Here is a 19,105-nt window from a genome sequence, read left to right on the forward strand (position 1 = left end):
AACGCTCGACATCACCGAGCCGATGCGTTCTACGTTGTAAGTAATACGAAATATTGTCGGTATTCTTCCGCCGAATTTCGCGGCGTCGAACACCCTCTTGCGTCGACGCCGCGCCGGTCGCGCGAACGGCCGGGCGTCCGCGTCAGGCGGCGCCGGATCCGGCCACCGCCACCGCCCGCACTTCGACACACAGCTCGGGCAACGCGAGCTGCGTCACCCCGACCGCCGTCCACGACGGATAGCGATCCGGGAAGTATTCGTCCTTCACGGCTGCGAAGGCTTCAACCTCGGCGCGCAGATCCGTATGAAAAGTCGTCAGTTCCACCACGTCGGCAAGGCTCGCGCCCGCCTCGACCAGAATCGCCTTCAGCGATTCGAACGCGATGCGCGCCTGCGCCTGCACGCCGTCGCCCGGCCGCATGTCCGCGCCGATCCCGACCTGGCCGGAAACCCAGATCGTGTCGCCCACACGCGTCGCGGGGGCGAAATGGTAGGTGTCGTACCACGCCTTGAACCCGGGTGGAACGATCGGTTGCCGCTTGCTGGTTGTTGCCATGACTGGAATCCTCCGGATTCAGACGAGTTGACGGAAGCACGGCGCGCGAAACGGGTCGCCCGCCTTCAAGGACGCGAGCTCGTCCACAAACAGCACGCCCGCCGGCGTGAAACCGGATGCGCTGTTGTCCGGCAGCGGGCTGAACGTGGCGTCGTCGCCGAAGAAGCGCAGTACGAGCGTGTGGCGATCGGGAAACGCCGGATCGACCACGCCGCCGCCGTGCAGCACGCCGGGATGAAGCAGCAGGACGTCGCCGGGCTTCGTGGCCCACGAGAGGATGTCGTACTTGCCCGGATCGGCGCGGCGCTCGGCTTCGATGTCCGGCATCCGCGGCCAGACGCCACCGCCATGCAGCGGCTCGGTGGGATCGTCGGCGTTCTGGAACGTGGTGCCGTCGTGACGCACGCCGCGATGCGAGCCCCGGACAATCTCGAGCGCGTTGCGCTTGGGAACGGCCTCGAAACTGATCCACGCGTTGCCGAAGTGCGTCCCGGACCACGGCAGGTACGAGGTGTCCTGATGCCACAACGAGCGTGCGCCCTTTCCGCCGCGCTTCAGGAACAGTTCCTCGGCGAAGAACCACACGTGCTCCGATCCCCACAAGTCGGCAAACAGGCGACCGAGCGGCAGCGTGGCGACCAGTTCGTCGAGCCGTTCCTTCGCATACGGATTCGCGTTGTCGACGTGCGACCGGAATTCGGTACCGTCGAGGAGACTCGACGCCATCGGCCCCGGGTTTTCAATCCCCCAGTCGAACGCGAGCCGGCATTGGGCCAGCTGTTCCTCGTTCAACACGCCTTCGATCAGAATCGCACCGTCTTCCGCGAAAGCCTTGCGCTTGACATCGTCCATCGGTCACCTCCTGTTGGTTCGCCCCCGCCCTGCTTGCGGGTGCCTTGTACCATTCCGAACATGGAACAGAGTAACAATGTTAGGTAATGATGATAAAGATAGAAGAAAATAAAAAGAGAGGGTATTCCCGGTACGGATTCGATACGTGGACAAAACGGGATGCCTGGCATGCGAAGCCGATCACGGCCGCGTGCCCGCCCGCGCGCCGAAAGGGCACACCGAGGGCACGCGCCCCTCTTTCCTCCGACGATTGTTCGACGGCCTTCACGTGTCGCGGTCAGCGCCGAGCCGACACCCCGCCATCCGGAACACGCCGGACAACGTGACATGCAGGCCGTCGCCGGATCGATGTCGACACCGTCCGACGAAGGCCAGCGGATACGCGAGGGCCGATCCGCACTAGCCTCGCTCCGGAACACCGTTGCTCACGCGCTCGATCGGCCGCGGTGAGTAACGGAATAGCGGAAGCGATGCGGCGCTGAGCGGCACGACGGCACAACAGCCATCTCCGGCGCGTGTCGTCGATCGACGCGAATGCTCCGATGCGCGTCGCCACGCGCTTACGCGAGGCGACGATCCCCGCTCCGGTTCGAGCCAAACCGGCTGGCGTCATGCGTCTGACCTGCGCGCTCCAGCGCGCAATAGGCGTAATACACCACGACCGTCAAGTACGACCACGTCACCAGCGCGAGCACGAAAAAGTTGAGCACGACGTTGTGCTCGTCTCCCGGTATCGGATAGAAGTCGTAGATGCACGCGATCGCCATCGACGTCACCGCCGCGACGGTCGTCGTCGTCGCATGGAACCGCTCGCCTGCCGCCAGCAGTTTCCGCACGAAACCCGCGAGGTAGATCGTCAGCCACGCCCATGCCGCGACATAGAAATACGGCTGCACTTTCGCGATCACGCCGGACACCAGTACGGCGGTGCCGACGATGGAGATCGCGAACAGCGCGACATCCTGGCGGCCCGACAGCCTGTAGCCGCGCGTCACGGCCATCAGGCCCGCGACGGCGACGAGCGGCATCCCGAAGCCCCGGGAAAACGCATCCAGGACATGCGACACGAGCCCCGAGAGCTCGAAGTGAGTCGCGAAGTAGATCAGCGCGTTGGTCGAAGAGACCGTGACGATGAGCCACTCGATCCCGAGCAGGAAATTGCGCCGCTTGAGAAACTTCCAGCCGTAAGTGGCCGTCGTGGTTGCCAGCAATGCGCTGGCGAGGCAAAGTGCGAGCGTTCTGCTGTCCATGATCAAATGCTCCATTCCGATTGCATACGGTTCATCATTCCTTCTCCGGATTCAAACTCGCCAGGTACTGAGCAACGGCCTCGCGGTCTTTCGGCGACAGTGCGGCGGCGACGCGCTGCATCGTGCCGGTCGCTTCCGTTCGCGTGCCGGCTGCAAACGCCTCCAGTTGCTTCAGCAGATAGTCGTGCCCCTGGCCCGCCAGACGGGGGAACTGCGCCTGGCCCATCAGGCGGGCGCCGTGGCACGCGGCACACGCCCCCTTCTCGACCAGTTGCCTGCCTTGCGCCGCCTGTTGCGGATCGGCCTCGAAGTAGCGGTTGCTGCGGGCCGGCTGGCGCGCGTAGTACTCGGACAGCGACTTGATTTCGGTCTCGCTCAGGCTCATCGCCAGCGGCGCCATGTTCGGATTGACACGCTTGCCGCTCGCGAAGTCGTGAAGCTGGGCCGCCACGTAGGACGCCGGTTGCCCCGCCAGGCTCGGATAACCCTGGTCGGCCGACGTACCCTTGACGCCGTGACAGCCGAGGCACGTGTCGGTCAGGTGCGGCCACGGTCCGCCGTCGGCGCGGTACGCCTCTTCCGACGCGGACACGAACTGTTGAAGGCGGTACAGATTCAGCAACGTCGGCCCGAAGACGACGAGCGATACGGCGACGAGCCCCGCAATGGCGAGCAAGATGCGTTTTTTCATGATTGCTCTCCTATGCGCGGCGCAGGCCGTTCAGTGCCTGCAAGGCGCCCTGATGCCCCGAACGCACGGCGCCATCCATGTAGCCCGCCCAGATGTTCGCGGTTTCGGTTCCCGACCAGATCAGATTGCCGCACGGCAAATGCAGTCCCTCGCCGTGCGCAGTCCAGAAACCGGGTGGAATCGCGGACACGCACGTGATCGTCCATGGGTCGGCGCGGCTCCAGTCGTGGTCGTGATACGACACGGGCGACAACGCGTCGTCGCCCCACGCCTGTGCATAGATGTCCGTGAGGATGTGTTGCGCGGCCTTCCTGTCCGTCGGCAACAGCGCGTTCCGGACGAACGCATTGATGATCCCGATCTCGCCGCCGGGCGGGGAGTTGTCGTACGCCCAGATGATCGGTCCGCCGACCTGGAAGACATGGCCGTTCAGCCCCTTCTCCCGCCAGAACGGACGGCGATAGACCATCGCCGTCTTGCGCGCCGGCGAGTGGGCGGGCCACGCCCGCTGCAGCGACGCCCGCTTCTCGGGCAACGCCGGCTGGAACTGCACCTGGTTGCAGAGGGCCGGGTGGATGGCCATGATGACCTTGCGCGCCCGCACCTCTCCGCGATCGGTATGCAATGTGACGATGTCGCGGTCCCAACCGGAGATCCGTCGCACCGGGGTCGACAGGCGTACCTTGTCGCCCAGTTGCCCGGCCATCTTCGTGCAAAGGATCTGCGAGCCGCCGACGAAGCGCGTTTCCTGGGCGCTGCGCTTGATGGAATCGAGTTGCGTGAAGTCGCAGGACGCCGAATTGATCATCGACAGGAAGTGCAGCAGCCCCATACTGACCGGCGGAGCGCCGCCGCTCAGCGTGCACGAGCCCTCCCAACCCACCCGGTCCTCGGGCTTGATGTCCTGCGTCACCAGCCAGTCGCCCACCGACATCCTGTCCAGCTCGCCGGCCCTGGGCGACGTCCACGGCGCGCCCGACGGCACGTCGCGCGACATCTTGCCGAGCTTCGACGATATGGCTTCGTCAGTGCCGAACGTGCCTTTCAGGTCGACCGTTGCGCGGCCTTCGCCGCCGAGGATGACCGTCTTGCCGTCGTAGTAACTCGGGAACGTGCCGACCTCCAGTTCGCGGGCGAGATCGGCGACGGCGGTCTGGCCCGGCCCGATCCATTGGCCGCCGACCTCGGTGACAAATCCGCCTTCCACGTTGTAGTTGAGTGTCCGGCCGCCGACTCGGTCGCGCGCCTCGAGCACCACGAACGATTCGCAACCGGCCTGTCGCAAGTCGCGCGCGGCCGTCAGTCCGGCCAGCCCCGCGCCGATGATGACCACGTCGAGCACGTCGACCGGCATGCCGGACGTGCCGCCTTCGCCGGCGCTCGCCTGCCGCGCGCCGATCGCGAGCGTGCCCACGGCGGCGGCTGACGCGCCCGCGTACTTGAGCCACTGCCTCCGACGCAAATCGGCTGCTCCATTGGGGAAAGACTTCTTTGGCATGTTGTCTTGGCTACTGCAATGAAAGTCGCTCGGGAGCCGTCCATCAGGATGACGAACGATAGGCGGCCCGTTCGGCACGTCGTTCCAGACCGATCGGAATGCGGCCGCTGCTCCCGCCTCACTCATGGCGCAGGGCAAGTCGGCGAACCACGCAATCCATTTGTAGGAATATGTGACAAACGTAGGTCATGATACATACAACCAAAATAAAGAAAAGACACGGGATTACCCTGCCTTGGAGAATTTTTTTGGCGGTTGCAGACGCTGCTGCGAAGCAGACCATTCATCGCGGGAATGCCGGCCGATTCACAAAATAAACTTCAGCGTGACGCACGTGCCCGCTATGCTCGCGGTCACGAATTCACGCGAGAAATCGCATCGGTCCGGCGGCGATGGCATCGCCGTACGGCATCCACGCGCCGGTTCACGGCAACCCGTGCCCGGCAGCGACTCGCGCGTGCGCCGTGGTGCGCGTGCCGTTCAATCCGATTCCCCGTGTCGTCGACGGGGCATGGCTTCATGGGAACAGGAATGCCGGGCGCCTGCGCGGAAATACCCGTCGATATCTCGTCGCGATTCAACGTCCTCGGCTATCCGAACGGGGGTTATCTCACGAGGCTGGCGGCCGAGACGCTTGCCCGCCGAAGCGCGCACCCCGACCTGTTGTCGATCAACGCGAGTTTTCTCGGCCATCCCGTTTCCAGCCCCGCGACGGCCCGCATCGTCGAATTGAGATCGATGAAAAGCCTGTCGCGCGCGACGTTGTCGCTGATGCAGGAAAGCGCACTCAAGGCGCTCTACGTGGCGACGTTCACCGACTTTTCGCAGACAACCGGCGCCACGGCGACGCATTGCGCGGGACCGCAGCTGCCGGCCACGCTCTATCGCGCGTGCGTGAGCATCGACACGCTGGCGATCCCCGATCCGATGCACTCGTTCATCTCGCAGTTCGACCTGCGTCTCGCACCCGGAGCATTGCGAAACAGCGAGCCTGAACACACCGCGATCATCGATGGATGGATTGCTCTGGATGACGAAGCATCTCCGACGCTCGCGTCGCTGGCCTTCTTCGCCGATGCGTTCCCGCCGCCGAGCGACAACGTCATCGATCGCGCCGAGTGGGGATCGATGCCGACGATCGACTATGCGGTATACCTCAAGGCCGCTCCCGGCCCCGGGCCGATCCACGCCCGCTTCGTGACGAAGGACGTCCGCAATGGCCTGCTGGTCATCGATGGTGAATTGCGGGATACGAGCGGGCAGCTCGTGGCGGAGTCGCTTCAGCTCGCGAAATTCCGCGGAACGCTCGGCGACACACGTCCGGCAAGCCGAATGCCCGCCCTGTGCGTCGCCCTCGCCGGACGTGGCGCCCGCCACGCGGCATCATGCGCGCGGGGCAAAAAAGAAAAAAGACAGGGACATGCCCTGTCTTCCTGTGTCACCTGGCCGGGCCGCGACTGCTACCGGCTCTTGCCGCCGGGCGCCTTGCTCTCCACCAGGGAGTACGCCGACGCCAGGAACCTCGCATCGAGCCCCTCCGTCTGCCGCCCCATCGTGTACTGGAGCGCCAGCCCGTCGGCCATCGCGACGAGCAGCATCGCGACGTGCTCGCCGTCGGCCGCCTTGAGGCCCGGATTCACCGCACGGACGAGCGCGGCGATGGCTTGCGTCAAGGATGCATACCATTCGTCGATCAGCCGCGCGCATTCGGGATCGATCGACGCAAACGAAACGAAGTGGGCCCACAGGGCCGTGCCCTTGACGTCCTTCGCATTCTCGAGCGCCATGCCGAGCAATGCCTCGAGCGTTTCACGCGGCGGCGCGCCGCTTTCGAGCGCGCGCTTCAGCGCGCTCAGGTACGCCTCGATCTCGGGCTCCATGACTGCCCGCAGCACGGCAAGCCGCGTTGGGAAGTAGTACTGGAGGTTGCTGACGCTGATGCCGGCGCGCTGCGCGACCGCACGCTGGGAAAACTCCAGCGCACCGCCCTCGAGCAGGAGTTTCCTCGCCACGCGCACGATGAGTTTGCGCGTACGAACGCCCTGGGCCCGAAGGCCTTCAGGCTGCGCGCCGGTGGGTCCGGCACTCGACGTGCGCCGTTTCCGGGTCGGTTGCTCAATAGGCACTGTCATCGCTTCCGTCATGATCCGGGCGTTTCCGCCCTCCTGATGTGATAGGACCGGCGTTTCGCCGGTCGCGAACGACTATACCCGATGCCGACACCAATTTCCATCCGGGGCGCCGCCGGGCGGCGGGCGGCCGCCGCTGCCACCGTTCGTCGCGGCGCCGGTGCCGCGTGCGCGGCGTTCACCGTATCGCGACCGCCGGGGCCGCCACGAGCCTGAGCGCTCCGCCCGGGCGCCGACGTCCGCCCGCGCGATCGCAACGGGCAGCCGCTCCGCTCCCCGCGTTACCTGACGCTGACGCCACCGCCGCCGCGCGCGGCAGACACGTTGGCGAGGTAGTACGCGACGGCGCGGATGTCGTCTCCGGACAACCTGGCGACGGCGGCATGCATCGCACCGGCCGGATCGGCCCGATCGTTTAGATACCCGGTCTTGATGGCCGTGATCTGCTTCACCAGATCCGCCTCGCCGTGATTCGCGAGGCGCGGCGCATGATCCGTCGATGCGGTCGCGGCTGCGGCATGCGTCGGTGCGACACCCGCCAGGTAATGCGCGACGGCCCGGATGTCATCGTCCGACAAGGCGGCAGCCACCCCGTTCATCGCGCCCGTCTCGTCGTGCCGCCTGCCCGCCCGGAACGCGACGAGCTGGCCCGCGAGATACGCCTCGCCCTGCCCCGCGAGGCGGGGCGCGCGCGCGTTGCCCGTCAGGCCCGCGCCATGGCACGCGACGCAGCTCCGCGTCTGCACCACCGACATGCCGCGCGCGGCGAGCGCCGCATCGACGCGGATCTTCTCGTTCTGGACCGGCGCCTGGCGCGCGAAATAGTCGGCCAGCAGCTTCATCTGCTTCTCGTCCATGCCGCGCGCAAGCGGCCCCATGTACGGGTCCGGCCGGCGGCCGCTGGCGAACGCGCGCAACTGGGCCTCGATATAGGCCGCCGGCTGGCCGGACAGCGCCGGATATCCGCCGTTACCCGATTGTCCGCGCGGGCCGTGACAGATAAAACACGTCTCCTGCGGCTGCGGCCATGGGCCGGCATCGGCCTTGAGCGTGTCGGCCTCGCCGTCCAGCGCTTTCCCGAAGCGGTAATAGCCGTACAGATCCGGCCCGAACAGCACACCGGCCGCCGACACGGCAGCGACCACGACAACACCGATGATCCATGCTCGCTTCACTCAAGCCTCCGTCGTCCGATGCGCGAGCGCACCCAGAACCTGCAGTGCGGCGCGATGCCCCGAACGCACCGCGCCATCCATTGCACCGGCCCAGATGTCGGCCGTCTCCGTTCCCGACCAGATCAGCCGCCCCGCCGGCGGGTGCAGGTACTCGCCCCACTTCGTCCAGAAGCCGGGCGGAATCGGATGAATGCAGGTCAGCGACCATGGATCCACCTTGCCCCAGTCGTAATCGTGGAACTGCGTCGGGCGCAGCGCCTTGTCGCCGAGCGCCTGCGCATAGATCGCGGAAAGCGTCCGTTCCGCCACCTTCGCGTCGCTCGCGAGCGCGCCCGGTGCGATGAAGCCGTTGATGACGCCGATCGACGCGTCCGGCGGCGAGTTGTCATAGGCCCACAACAGCGGGCCGTTGACCGGGATGACCTGCCCGTTGCACCCGTCGTCCCGCCAGAACGGCCGGTCGTAGACGTGAACCGTCTTGCGCATCGGCGCGTACGCGGGCCACAGGCGCTGCAACTGCGCGCGACCGTCCGGCAGCGGCGGGTCGAACACGACCTGGTTGCACAGCGCCGGATTCAACGCGACGATCACGCGGCGCGCACGTACGACACCCTGGTCGGTATGCAGCTCGACGACCTCGCGATTCCAGCCGGCGATCCTGCGCACCGGGCAGGACAGCTTCACCCGTTCGCCCAGTTCGTCCGCCATCCTGATGCTCAGCACCTGCGAACCGCCGACGAAACGCGATTCCTGCGCGCCCCCCTTGATCGACTCGAGCTGGTCGTAGTCGCTGTTCGCGCTGTTGATCGTCGCCAGGTAGTGCAGCAAGCCGAGCTGCGCCGGCGCCGTGCCGAGCGACAGCCGGGCCGCCAGGCTGAACGAGAATTTCTCCTCGTTGGTCAGGCCTTGCTGCGCGAGCCACGCGCCCAGCGACAGCTTGTCGAGCGCCGCCGCATTCGGCGCTTTCCACGGTGCCGCCGAAGGCACGTTCTTCGCCATCGCGTTGAGCCGGGCCGCGATCGTGCCGTTGCCGCCCACCGTACCCTGCGTGTCCTGGGTCACCCGCGCACCGTCCGCCAGATACACCGTCTTGCCGGCGTAGTACGTGTCGAACGTATCGACGTTCAGTTCGCGCGCGAGATCGACGATCGCCGTCTGGCCGGGGCCGAACCACTGCCCGCCCGCCTCGGAAATTCTCCCGCCGCCGAGGTCGTGGTTGTAGGTTCGCCCGCCGACGCGATCGCGCGCCTCGAGCACGACGAACGATTCACATCCGGCACGCTTCAGGTCGCGCGCGGCGGTCAGCCCCGCGAGCCCCGCGCCGATGATCGCGACGTCGAGCACGCCGTCGTTCCCGGCGACTGCGCCGGCCGCTTGCGCGAGCGACACTCCGCCGGCCGCGAGCGACCCCGCGCCCACCGCTGCGAGGCGGAGCAGGTTGCGCCGGGTCTGGGCATCCGGCCTGGGTTTGCGATTCATTTTTATGTTCCTTCCGTCCTCGTCAGTTTGTCCTTGCACCGGTACGCGGCGAGCGCGCGGTCATTCCATCGTCTCGTCGCACGGGCTACTCGCGAACACCTGCGCCACCGCCGCGTCGACCCATGCGTCGGTCAGGTGCCACCGTCCGCTCGCGCCGTCCGGCAACACGTCGTCGCCCAGCCCTGTCAGGCCGAGCGTCAGCAACTCGATCGGCAACGGCAACCGCACACCGGCGCACGCCAGGCTCCGGACTCGCTGCTCGTTCAGGAATGCAGCGAATTGAACGCGGAACGACGGGTCGTGCACGGACAGGAGCGCCGCTTCCATCCACATGACGCAGGCGTCCGGCTGCCGATAGCGTTGCCTGAAGTACGCGTGCATCGCGCGCTCCATCACCTCGCGGTCGCTGGCGGCCTCGACGACGCGCATCAGTTCATGTTCGACGCCTTCGTGATCGCGCCTGAGCAACTCGAGCAGCACGGCCGTCTTGTCGCCGAAATTCGAATAGAACGCGCCGCGCGTATAGCCCGCCGCGATGGCAATGCTTTCGATGCTCGCCGCCGCATATCCCCTTTCGGCGAAGATCGTGCGTGCCGCCAGCAGCAGCCGCTCTCGCGACTCGCCGTCGCGTTTCCTGCCGCGCCGCGGCGTCGGCTTCACCGCCTGTCCGGCCTGATCCGCGCCGTGAGTTTCATGCGCTTCAAGACCCTCATTCATCTCAGGATTCCTATTCGAACGAGGTAAATTCACGCCACCGGATCATGCCGGCGGCCCCGGCCGTTTCGACATGACGCTTCCGTTCGAGCGCGCAGTACGCGTAATAGATCGCGACCGCGAAATACGACCACGTCAGCAGCGCCAGCACGGGAAATCCGGATACGGCACCGTGCGCGTCGCCGGGCAGCCCGTACAGGTCGTCGACGTACGCTACGACCAGCGACAGCACGAGTGCCAGCGCCGTCGTCATCGCATGCAACGCTTCCCCGGCGCGCAACAGCCGCGCGACGAAATAAACCAGATAGAGCGCCAGCAACACCCACATCGCCACATGGAAATACGGCAGGACGACATCGACGAACTCGAGCGTCATCAGCGCCATCGTTCCCACCACGGCCATCCCGAGCAACATCACGACCTGCTGGGCCATCGGCCTGTATTCGTGCGTGACGGCCATCATGCCGGCAGCCGCGATCACCGGGATGCCGAACCCTCTCGTGAACATGTCCAGGAAGTACGCCACGCCGGACGAGCCTGACCAGCCCGTCGCCATGAAAATCAGCGCGTTGACGGCGGACGCCGCAACGACCCACCAGGCGGCCCCGAGCAACGGGTTGCGCATCCGGACGAACTTCATGCCATAGGTGCCTGTCACCCACGCGAGCAAGGCAACGGACAACGCGATGTCGGGAGATCTGAAATCCATCATGAAACTTCCTGTACCGATTCGGTTCGATGCTTCGTTGGTTCTCCGGATGAACGCTCGCCCGACGCGATGGCGCACGCCCATCGGTGTGCTCATGCTTCCTGTTCGAACCGTCGGCGGCCCCACACTTCCTCGATCCTTCCGCCGAACCCCGCCGGATCGAGCGGGACAGGGTATTCCGCTTATAGAAAACGTTGACTATTGTAGGTCATGATACATAACAATTGAACACGAAAAAAAGCAGGGTATTCCCCTGCCTCGAAATCACCTGGATCGCGGGGAAGCATCGGGCAATCAGCGGGCGCCAACCAACGGCGCAGCACGCCTGACGACCCGCGCCGCGCCGCAACGCCGGTGGCGATCGCATTCCAACCCATGCCGAACCATCGTGTCGTCCGGTGGCCGATTTCGTGCGGTAACATTGCGATTCGATGGCGTGAAATAGCAATAAGACAAAGCGGACACCATGACTGAAGAATCCATACCGTCCCGCGCGACGCGCGCCGCCGCCCTCCGCGCCACAGCGGCAGCCCCCGGCCGGCACACCGCTCGCGCGCCCCTGTCATGCCCTTCCCCCGACGCCAACGCAATCCGACCGCACCACCCTCCCGTCGTGAATCGACGCAACGCCACGCTTGGGAGCACGAAATGAAGCTCGGAGGGCTGGGCCGCAAGATTGCGGTATCGATGACGGAGCTGGCACTCGGCATCACGTTGATCGTCGTGCTGATGATCTATGCGTTCTACTACGTGATGCTCCGGCACTGGAGCGAGGTCTGCAATCAGGCGGGCTGGTTTCCGTCGAACCCCGAGTGGATCTGGCTGGGCATCACCATCGTGACCGGCCTGGCACTCGCGGTCGTCGTGTCGGCTCGACTCGCGCACCGGATTCTGGTGCCGCTCAACTCCGTCGCGGACAGCATTCGTCGCGTCGCCAAGGGCGACCTGACCGCGCGCGCGGTCGCCGGCGATCGATCGATGCGCGAAGCCGCGCTGATCGCGGACGACTTCAATGCACTCGCGGCCCAGCTGCAGCGCATGACGGACGAACAGGCATTCTGGAATGCCGCGATCGCGCACGAACTGCGCACGCCGGTCACGGTCCTGCGCGGGCGGTTGCAGGGGCTGGCGGAAGGCGTCTTCCAGCCGGGCGAGGCGCTGTTCCGGAGCCTGTTGACCCAGGCGGAAGGACTGACGCGCCTGATCGAGGATCTCCGCGTGATCAGCCTCGCCGAAAGCGGGCATCTGAGCGTCAGCATCCAGGAGACCGATCTCGCGACGCACATCCACGCGGTCGTCGAGATGTTCGAGGATGCACTGGCCGCGGCCGGCCAACACATGGTGCTCGATCTCGATACGCGGCCCATGCGCTGCGACCCGTTCCGGATGCGCCAGGCGCTGCTTGCGCTGCTGGAGAACGCGCGGCGCTATGCGGTACCCGGCGCGATACGCATCCACACGCGTGTCGAAAACGGCGCGTGTCGCCTGCTGGTCGAAGACGAGGGGCCGGGCATCCCGGCCGATTGCGCGGCCCGGATTTTCGATGCCTTCCGGCGCGTGGACGACGCGCAGTCCAGCCAGAAGGGCGGCAGCGGCCTCGGGCTGGCCGTGGTCGCGGCCATTGCGCAGGCGCACGACGGAGAGGCATCGTGTCGCCCGACGGCACACGGCGGCACGTCGTTTGAACTGCGCTGGCCCGACGGCCCCGCATCGCCGCGCATCGCGACGCCGAACCGGAAGGACGTGACGTCCGCTACGCAACGCTCCGTCGATGCCGATCCGTGCTGAATCTCCCGGCGAGCCGGCGACACGCCCCGTGCGCCGGCCTGCCGCCCCGCGCCCTCGCGCTCACGCCCGCCACCGCTGAACGGGCAGTGCGCGTGCGTCGCGCGATGTGCCCGCCGCCCGCGCCGAAGCGATCTTCGCAATAATGGCGCGCGGAACGCACGGCCGGCGCCTCCGCCGGCATGCACGGCCGCCGCCATTTCATCGGAGGATTGCGGATTTCCCGCGCCGCCCATCCCGCTTCCGCACACCGCCGGGTCCTCCGAAAGCCCGCCCCTCCGGGCCCGGCCCGCCGCTGCATCGCCGTTCCGCGATTCTTTCGCCGCCTCCATCAAACCTCCATCTTTCCGCACAAAAAACTCCATCGGGCACACGCACACTGCGAACCGAAAATGCGGGCCATCGGGTGCCTGCGTCCCATGGAGTCCACATGAAGAATCAGAAACGAGCCTGCTACGGCGCCGTGTGCGCGCTGGTGGCAGCGATGCTGGCGGGCTGCGGGCCCTCCGAACAGCAGGCCGCCGCGCCGGCCATCCCGGTGGCGGCAATGACGCTCGCGGCCGCGCCCCTCGACCTGACCGAAGACCTGCCCGGCCGCGTCGCGGCGCACCGGATCGCCGAGATCCGGCCGCAGGTCAGCGGCATCGTGCAGCGACGGCTGTTCGAGCAAGGCTCGGAAGTGCGCGCGGGCGAGCCGCTGTTCCAGATCAACCCGGCGCCGTTCAAGGCCGACATGGACACGGCCGCGGCGGCCCTGCAACGTGCGCAAGCCGCGCTAGAACGGGCCAAGGTGCAGACCACCCGCCTCAAGCCGCTGGTGGAAGCCGACGCGATCAGCCGGCAGGTCTACGACGATTCGGTGTCGCAACGCGACCAGGCTGCCGCCGACGTCGCGCAGGCCCGCGCGACGCTCGCGCGCCGCCAGCTCGACCTGAAGTTCGCGACCGTCGAGGCACCGATCACGGGCCGTATCGACCAGGCCCTCGTGACCGAGGGTGCGCTCGTCGCGAGCAGCGACAGCCAGCCGATGGCGCGCATCCAGCAGATCGACCAGGTTTATGTGGACGTCCGCCAGCCGGCCGCGTCGCTCGATTCGCTGCGCGGCGCGCTCGCCGGGCAGCCGGACACCACGGCAAACGGGCTGCCGGTCGACGTGCTGCGCGACGACGACTCGCGCTACGACGTGAAGGGCCGCATGCTGTTCTCGGGCGTCAACGTCGATCCGGGTACCGGTGACGTGCTGCTGCGCGTGCTGGTCGACAACCCGAAGCGCGAGCTGCTGCCGGGCATGTACGTGCGTGCCCGCATCCCGCGCGCGCACTACGCCGATGCGCTGACCGTGCCGCAACAGGCGATCGTCCGCGCCGGCGGCAAACCGCAGGTCTGGGTGATCGACGCGAAGAATCAGGCGCACCTGAAGGGCGTCGAAGTGGGCGAGCTGACGCATCGCAGCTACCGCATCAAGTCGGGTCTGCAGGCGGGGCAAAAGGTCGTCGTCGAAGGCATGGAGCGCCTGAGCGACGGCGCGGCCGTCACGGCGACCGCATGGAAGTCGCCTGAAGCGGTCAAGACCGCTGCCGCGCACTGAGTCACGGGGAGCCTCCAGTCATGTCCCAATTCTTCATCCGGCGCCCGGTATTCGCGTGGGTGATCGCCCTCTTCATCATCCTGCTGGGCCTGATCGCCATCCCCGAACTGCCGGTTGCGCGCTATCCGTCGGTCGCGCCGCCGACCGTTACCATTACCGCCACCTACCCGGGCGCCACGCCGCAAACGATGAGCGACAGCGTGCTGAGCCTCATCGAGCGCGAGCTGTCCGGCGTGCGTAACCTGCTGTACTTCGAATCGTCGGCAGATACCTCCGGCCAGGCGACCATCACCGCGACCTTCAAGCCCGGCACCGATTCGGCGATGGCGCAGGTCGAAGTCCAGAACAAGCTCAAGTCGGTCGAACCGCGCCTGCCCCCCGTCGTGCGGCAAAACGGCGTGATCGTGCAGTCGGCCTCATCGGGCTTCCTGTTGTTTGTCGGCCTGAAGTCGGAAAGCGGCCGCTACGACGAAAACGCGCTTGCCGACTACATGGCGCGCAACGTCGTCGAGGACTTGCGACGTGTCGAAGGCGTCGGCAAGGTGCAGCTGTTCGGCTCCGAACAGGCGATGCGTATCTGGGTCGATCCACAGAAGCTGATCACCTACGGCCTGTCGATGAACGACCTGACGACGGCCGTCAGCCAGCAGAACGTGCAGATCGCCCCGGGCAGCCTCGGCGCGGCACCCGCACTGCCGGGCCAACGCGTGACGGTGCCGCTCACCGCGCAAGGCCAGCTCACGTCGCCGGAGCAGTTCGCGAAGATCGTGCTGCGCGCGAATGCGAACGGCTCGAAGGTCGTGCTCGGCGACGTCGCGCGGGTCGAACTCGGCCCGCAGTCCTTCACCTTCGTCAACAGCGAGAACGGCAAACCCGCCACCTTCGCCGGCGTGCAGCTGGCGCCGGGCGCCAACGCGGTGAAGACCGCGGAGGCCGTGCGCGAGCAACTCGACATGATCGCCAAGACCATGCCTTCCGGCATGACCTACTCGATCCCGTTCGATACCGCACCGTTCGTGAAGATCTCGATCGAGAAGGTGATTCACACGCTGCTCGAAGCGATGGTGCTCGTGTTCCTGGTGATGTACCTGTTCCTGCAGAACGTGCGCTACACGCTGATCCCGGCGATCGTCGCGCCGGTGGCGATGCTCGGCACCTTCACGGTCATGCTGATGACAGGCTTCTCGATCAACGTGCTGACGATGTTCGGCATGGTGCTCGCGATCGGCATCATCGTCGACGATGCGATCGTCGTCGTGGAGAACGTCGAACGCCTGATGATGGAAGAAGGCCTGTCGCCGAAGGACGCGACGATCAAGGCCATGAAGGAAATCACCGGCGCCATCATCGGCATCACGCTGGTGCTGACGGCCGTGTTCCTCCCGATGGCGATGTCGAGCGGCTCGGTTGGCGTGATCTATCAGCAGTTCACGCTGTCGATGGCCGTGTCGATCATGTTCTCGGCCCTGCTTGCGCTCACGCTGACGCCGGCCCTGTGCGCGACGATGCTCAAGCCGGTCGACCACAGCCATCACCAGAAGCGCGGCTTCTTCGGCTGGTTCAACCGTCGCTTCGACCGCCTCACGGACTGGTACGAAACGCGCGTCGGCCGCCTGGTCGGCCGCACGGGCCGCGTGATGCTGCTGTTCGTCGCGATCGCTGTCGCGCTGGTGTTCGGCTTCCGCGTGCTGCCGTCGTCGTTCCTGCCCGAGGAAGACCAGGGCTACTTCATGACCGGCTTCCTGCTCCCGGCGGATTCGACCGTCGAGCGCACGGGTGACGTGGTCAAGACCCTCGAGAAGCATCTCGCGTCGCGTCCGGCGATCCAGTCGAGCATCTCCATCATCGGCTACGGCTTCTCCGGCCTCGGCTCCAACGCGGCACTGAATTACGCGGTGCTCAAGGACTGGGACAAGCGCGAAGGTTCGTCCACGCTGGAAGAAGCGATGCGCGCGCAGGCCGCGACGGGCGGCGTGACCGAAGGTACGGTCATGAGCCTGTTGCCGCCGGCGATCGACGGGCTGGGCACGAGTTCGGGCTTCACGATGCGCCTGCAGGATCGCGCCAACCAGGGCTTCGCTGCGCTCAAGGCGGCTGAAACCAGGCTGCTCGAACTGGCCGCGCAAAGCAAGGTGGTGACCGGCGTCTATCCGGACAGCCTGCCGGCCGGCACGAGCGTGCGGCTGGACATCGACCGCGAGAAGGCCGAAGCGCTCGGCGTGTCGTTCACGACCATCAGCGACACGCTGTCGGCCGCGATGGGCTCGACCTACGTGAACGACTTCCCGAACGCCGGCCGCATGCAGCAGGTGATCATCCAGGCGGATGCCCCGGCACGCATGCAGATCGATAACGTGATGAAACTCTACGTGCGCAACGCGACCGGCGGCATGGTACCGCTGTCCGAAGTGGTGCATCCGGTCTGGTCGGAAGCCCCGCTGCAGATGGTGCGCTTCCAGGGTTACCCGGCCGCGCGTATCTCCGGCAGTCCGGCAACCGGTTACTCCAGCGGCGCGGCGATGGCCGAGATGGAGCGCCTGGCAACCCAGTTGCCGCCTGGCTTCACGGTGGCCTGGACCGGCCAGTCGCTGCAGGAGCGTGAATCGGCATCGCAGGCGCCGATGCTGATGGCGCTGTCGATGATCGTCGTGTTCCTGGTGCTCGCGGCGCTCTACGAGAGCTGGGCGATTCCGTTGTCGGTGATGCTGGTGGTGCCGCTCGGCCTGATCGGCGCACTCGGCGCGGTGATGCTCCGCGGGCTGCCGAACGACGTGTTCTTCAAGGTCGGGATGATTACCGTGATCGGCCTGTCGGCGAAGAACGCGATCCTGATCGTGGAGTTCGCGAAGCAGCTGCGCGAGGAAGGCATGGGGCTGATCGAGGCTGCCGTGCAGTCGTCCAGGCTGCGCCTGCGCCCGATCCTGATGACGTCGCTCGCGTTCGGGCTCGGCGTGGTGCCGCTCGTCATCGCCTCCGGCGCCAGCTCCGAGACGCAACACGCGATCGGTACCGGCGTGCTGGGCGGCATGATCACCGCCACCGTGCTGGCCATTTTCTTCGTTCCGGTCTTCTTCGTGTTCGTGATGAGCATCCAGGAACGCATCTCGGCATGGCGCGCATCCGGCAAGAAGCCCGCCACCGTGACCCACGAACAAGAAGGTTGATGCCATGCGATTGCTCATTCTTACCGCGGCCGTGTCCGCCGCCCTCGCGCTGTCGGCATGCTCGATGGCCCCGAAGCTGGTCAAGCCCGCGATGCCGGTGCCGACCGCCTACACGACCGCTGCCGCGGCAGACCAGCACGCGAACGCGGCCGATCTCGGCTGGCGCACGATGTTCGGCGACCGCCGCCTGCAGCGCCTGATCGAGCTCGCGCTCGAGAACAACCGCGACCTGCGCCTGGCCGCTTTGAACGTGCAGGCCGCCGAAGCACAGTACGGCATCCAGCGTTCCGCGCGCCTGCCGTCGATCGCCGCCGGCGCGAGCTTCACGCGCCAGCGCACGCCGGCCGACTCGCAATCGAACCCGCCGATCTTCGAGACGACGCAGAACCAGTACGGCGTGAACGTCGGCGTCAGCGCGTTCGAGATCGACCTGTTCGGCCGCGTGAAGTCGCTGTCCGATGCGGCGTTCGCGCGCTACCTCGCGACCGATCACGGCCGCCGCGCGGTACAGATTGCGCTCGTCGGCTCCGTGGCCAACGCGTATTTCGCGGAGCGTCTCGCGCAGGAACAGCGCGCGTTGTCCGAGCGCACGCTGAACGACTGGCGCCAGTCGCTCGACCTCGCGCGCCGGCTCAAGCTCGCGGATCAGGCGAGCGGCGTCGACATCGCGCAGGCCGAAGGCCAGGTCGCGAGCGCCAGCGCCGATCTCGAAGCACGCTCGCGCGCCGTCGAGCAGGCGGGCAACGCGCTGCGGCTGCTGGTCGGCACCGACCTGCCGAAAAACCTGCCCGACCCGCTGTCGCTGGAACGCCAGCCGGTGATGACGCAACTGCCGGCCGGCCTGCCGTCGGAATTGCTGTACCGCCGGCCGGACATCCAGCAGGCCGAGCAGAACCTCGTCGCCGCCAACGCCGACATCGGCGCGGCACGCGCGGCGTTCTTCCCGCGGCTGTCGCTGACGTCGTCGATCGGTTTCCTGAGCCCGGGGCTGGGCAGCCTGTTCGCCGGCGGCCAGAACGTGTGGAGCTTCGCGCCGCAGGTCACGTTGCCGATCTTCCAGGGCGGCCGGCTGCGTGCCGAACTGAATCTCGCGGAAGTGCGCAAGTCCAGCGCGGTCGTCGAATACGAACGCGCGATCCAGACCGCGTTCCGCGAAGTGGCCGACGGCCTCGCCGGGCGCGAGACGTTCACCCGGCAGATCGATGCGCAAAACCGCGTCGTCAAGAGCGCCGAGCGCCGTACCGATCTCGTGAACCTGCGCTATCGGGCCGGCATCGAGGACCGGCTGGAACTGCTCGACTCGCAGCGCCAGCTGTATGCCGCGCGTCAGGCCCTGCTGGATCTGCGCAACGCCGAACTGGGCAACGCGGTCGCACTCTACAAGGCGCTCGGTGGCGGACTGGTCGACACCGATGTGCCTCCCGCCAACAACGTGGCGAACAACTGAGCAACGCGTCGTCGCCGATCCGTTCGCGACGCCCGAACGCACGGTGAAGTCCGGCGGCGCACGTGCCG

General features: G+C 66.6%; 15 protein-coding genes and 1 pseudogene. 5 read left to right on the plus strand and 11 right to left on the minus strand.

Features of this window, described 5'->3' with window-relative positions; all coding sequences use genetic code 11:
* Positions 1 to 142 precede the first annotated feature (142 nt).
* From E9536_RS27300 to E9536_RS27320, 5 genes are all read right to left on the minus strand, one after another.
* Positions 143 to 556 (minus strand): RidA family protein, encoded by a 414-nt coding sequence (locus E9536_RS27300; protein ID WP_060061332.1) that lies wholly within the window; start codon positions 554 to 556, stop codon positions 143 to 145.
* An 18-nt stretch (positions 557 to 574) separates the two neighbouring features.
* The gene (locus E9536_RS27305; RefSeq protein WP_060061331.1) at positions 575 to 1,408 is read right to left on the minus strand and encodes a phytanoyl-CoA dioxygenase family protein; all 834 of its coding nucleotides are present in this window, start codon (positions 1,406 to 1,408) and stop codon (positions 575 to 577) included.
* 560 nt (positions 1,409 to 1,968) lie between these two features.
* Complete coding sequence (locus E9536_RS27310; protein ID WP_136471298.1) at positions 1,969 to 2,658, minus strand: hypothetical protein; 690 nt, start codon at positions 2,656 to 2,658, stop codon at positions 1,969 to 1,971.
* 34 nt (positions 2,659 to 2,692) lie between these two features.
* Positions 2,693 to 3,349, minus strand: a complete 657-nt coding sequence (locus E9536_RS27315; RefSeq protein WP_060198464.1) for a c-type cytochrome — start codon at positions 3,347 to 3,349, stop codon at positions 2,693 to 2,695.
* A gap of 10 nt (positions 3,350 to 3,359) precedes the next feature.
* On the minus strand, positions 3,360 to 4,847 hold the full coding sequence (locus E9536_RS27320) for an FAD-dependent oxidoreductase (protein ID WP_124816268.1): 1,488 nt from the start codon (positions 4,845 to 4,847) through the stop codon (positions 3,360 to 3,362).
* A gap of 531 nt (positions 4,848 to 5,378) precedes the next feature.
* Here E9536_RS27320 and E9536_RS42200 point away from each other — a divergent pair.
* A pseudogene (locus E9536_RS42200) lies at positions 5,379 to 6,125 on the plus strand (thioesterase family protein); the annotation flags it as partial.
* 182 nt (positions 6,126 to 6,307) lie between these two features.
* On the opposite strand, the gene E9536_RS27330 reads toward E9536_RS42200, so the two are convergent.
* The 6 genes from E9536_RS27330 to E9536_RS41600 form a co-directional block, all read right to left on the minus strand.
* The gene (locus E9536_RS27330) at positions 6,308 to 6,991 is read right to left on the minus strand and encodes a TetR/AcrR family transcriptional regulator (protein WP_311767165.1); all 684 of its coding nucleotides are present in this window, start codon (positions 6,989 to 6,991) and stop codon (positions 6,308 to 6,310) included.
* 266 nt (positions 6,992 to 7,257) lie between these two features.
* Positions 7,258 to 8,151 (minus strand): c-type cytochrome, encoded by an 894-nt coding sequence (locus E9536_RS27335; RefSeq protein ID WP_136471302.1) that lies wholly within the window; start codon positions 8,149 to 8,151, stop codon positions 7,258 to 7,260.
* Positions 8,152 to 9,630, minus strand: a complete 1,479-nt coding sequence (locus E9536_RS27340; RefSeq protein ID WP_060172834.1) for an FAD-dependent oxidoreductase — start codon at positions 9,628 to 9,630, stop codon at positions 8,152 to 8,154.
* A 60-nt stretch (positions 9,631 to 9,690) separates the two neighbouring features.
* The gene (locus E9536_RS27345) at positions 9,691 to 10,380 is read right to left on the minus strand and encodes a TetR/AcrR family transcriptional regulator (RefSeq protein ID WP_136471304.1); all 690 of its coding nucleotides are present in this window, start codon (positions 10,378 to 10,380) and stop codon (positions 9,691 to 9,693) included.
* A complete protein-coding gene (locus E9536_RS27350) occupies positions 10,358 to 11,053 on the minus strand; it encodes a hypothetical protein (RefSeq protein WP_247873513.1) in 696 nt (231 codons plus the stop codon). The genes E9536_RS27345 and E9536_RS27350 overlap by 23 nt, the downstream gene beginning before the upstream one ends.
* A gap of 182 nt (positions 11,054 to 11,235) precedes the next feature.
* Positions 11,236 to 11,475, minus strand: a complete 240-nt coding sequence (locus E9536_RS41600) for a hypothetical protein (RefSeq protein WP_168799576.1) — start codon at positions 11,473 to 11,475, stop codon at positions 11,236 to 11,238.
* Positions 11,476 to 11,701: 226 nt separating this feature from the next.
* Between E9536_RS41600 and E9536_RS27355 the strand changes: the two genes are divergently transcribed.
* From E9536_RS27355 to E9536_RS27370, 4 genes are all read left to right on the plus strand, one after another.
* The gene (locus E9536_RS27355) at positions 11,702 to 12,841 is read left to right on the plus strand and encodes an ATP-binding protein (RefSeq protein WP_060358610.1); all 1,140 of its coding nucleotides are present in this window, start codon (positions 11,702 to 11,704) and stop codon (positions 12,839 to 12,841) included.
* 427 nt (positions 12,842 to 13,268) lie between these two features.
* Positions 13,269 to 14,426 carry an efflux RND transporter periplasmic adaptor subunit gene (locus tag E9536_RS27360; protein WP_060061322.1) on the plus strand — a complete coding sequence of 386 codons (1,158 nt, stop codon included), beginning with the start codon at positions 13,269 to 13,271 and terminating at the stop codon, positions 14,424 to 14,426.
* A gap of 20 nt (positions 14,427 to 14,446) precedes the next feature.
* Positions 14,447 to 17,590 (plus strand): efflux RND transporter permease subunit, encoded by a 3,144-nt coding sequence (locus E9536_RS27365; protein WP_136471308.1) that lies wholly within the window; start codon positions 14,447 to 14,449, stop codon positions 17,588 to 17,590.
* 4 nt (positions 17,591 to 17,594) lie between these two features.
* Positions 17,595 to 19,037, plus strand: a complete 1,443-nt coding sequence (locus E9536_RS27370) for an efflux transporter outer membrane subunit (protein ID WP_136471310.1) — start codon at positions 17,595 to 17,597, stop codon at positions 19,035 to 19,037.
* Positions 19,038 to 19,105 lie beyond the last annotated feature (68 nt).

The sequence above is a fragment of the Burkholderia sp. LS-044 genome (assembly GCF_004803625.1).
Taxonomy (GTDB): domain Bacteria; phylum Pseudomonadota; class Gammaproteobacteria; order Burkholderiales; family Burkholderiaceae; genus Burkholderia; species Burkholderia cepacia.

Coding starts and splice junctions, on each gene's coding strand:
- E9536_RS27300 (WP_060061332.1), bottom strand. CDS start 556: ATGGCAACAACCAGCAAGCGGCAACCGATCGTTCCACCCGGGTTCAAG.
- E9536_RS27305 (WP_060061331.1), bottom strand. CDS start 1,408: ATGGACGATGTCAAGCGCAAGGCTTTCGCGGAAGACGGTGCGATTCTG.
- E9536_RS27310 (WP_136471298.1), bottom strand. CDS start 2,658: ATGGACAGCAGAACGCTCGCACTTTGCCTCGCCAGCGCATTGCTGGCA.
- E9536_RS27315 (WP_060198464.1), bottom strand. CDS start 3,349: ATGAAAAAACGCATCTTGCTCGCCATTGCGGGGCTCGTCGCCGTATCG.
- E9536_RS27320 (WP_124816268.1), bottom strand. CDS start 4,847: ATGCCAAAGAAGTCTTTCCCCAATGGAGCAGCCGATTTGCGTCGGAGG.
- E9536_RS27330 (WP_311767165.1), bottom strand. CDS start 6,991: ATGACGGAAGCGATGACAGTGCCTATTGAGCAACCGACCCGGAAACGG.
- E9536_RS27340 (WP_060172834.1), bottom strand. CDS start 9,630: ATGAATCGCAAACCCAGGCCGGATGCCCAGACCCGGCGCAACCTGCTC.
- E9536_RS27350 (WP_247873513.1), bottom strand. CDS start 11,053: ATGGATTTCAGATCTCCCGACATCGCGTTGTCCGTTGCCTTGCTCGCG.
- E9536_RS41600 (WP_168799576.1), bottom strand. CDS start 11,475: ATGTTACCGCACGAAATCGGCCACCGGACGACACGATGGTTCGGCATG.
- E9536_RS27355 (WP_060358610.1), top strand. CDS start 11,702: ATGAAGCTCGGAGGGCTGGGCCGCAAGATTGCGGTATCGATGACGGAG.
- E9536_RS27360 (WP_060061322.1), top strand. CDS start 13,269: ATGAAGAATCAGAAACGAGCCTGCTACGGCGCCGTGTGCGCGCTGGTG.
- E9536_RS27365 (WP_136471308.1), top strand. CDS start 14,447: ATGTCCCAATTCTTCATCCGGCGCCCGGTATTCGCGTGGGTGATCGCC.
- E9536_RS27370 (WP_136471310.1), top strand. CDS start 17,595: ATGCGATTGCTCATTCTTACCGCGGCCGTGTCCGCCGCCCTCGCGCTG.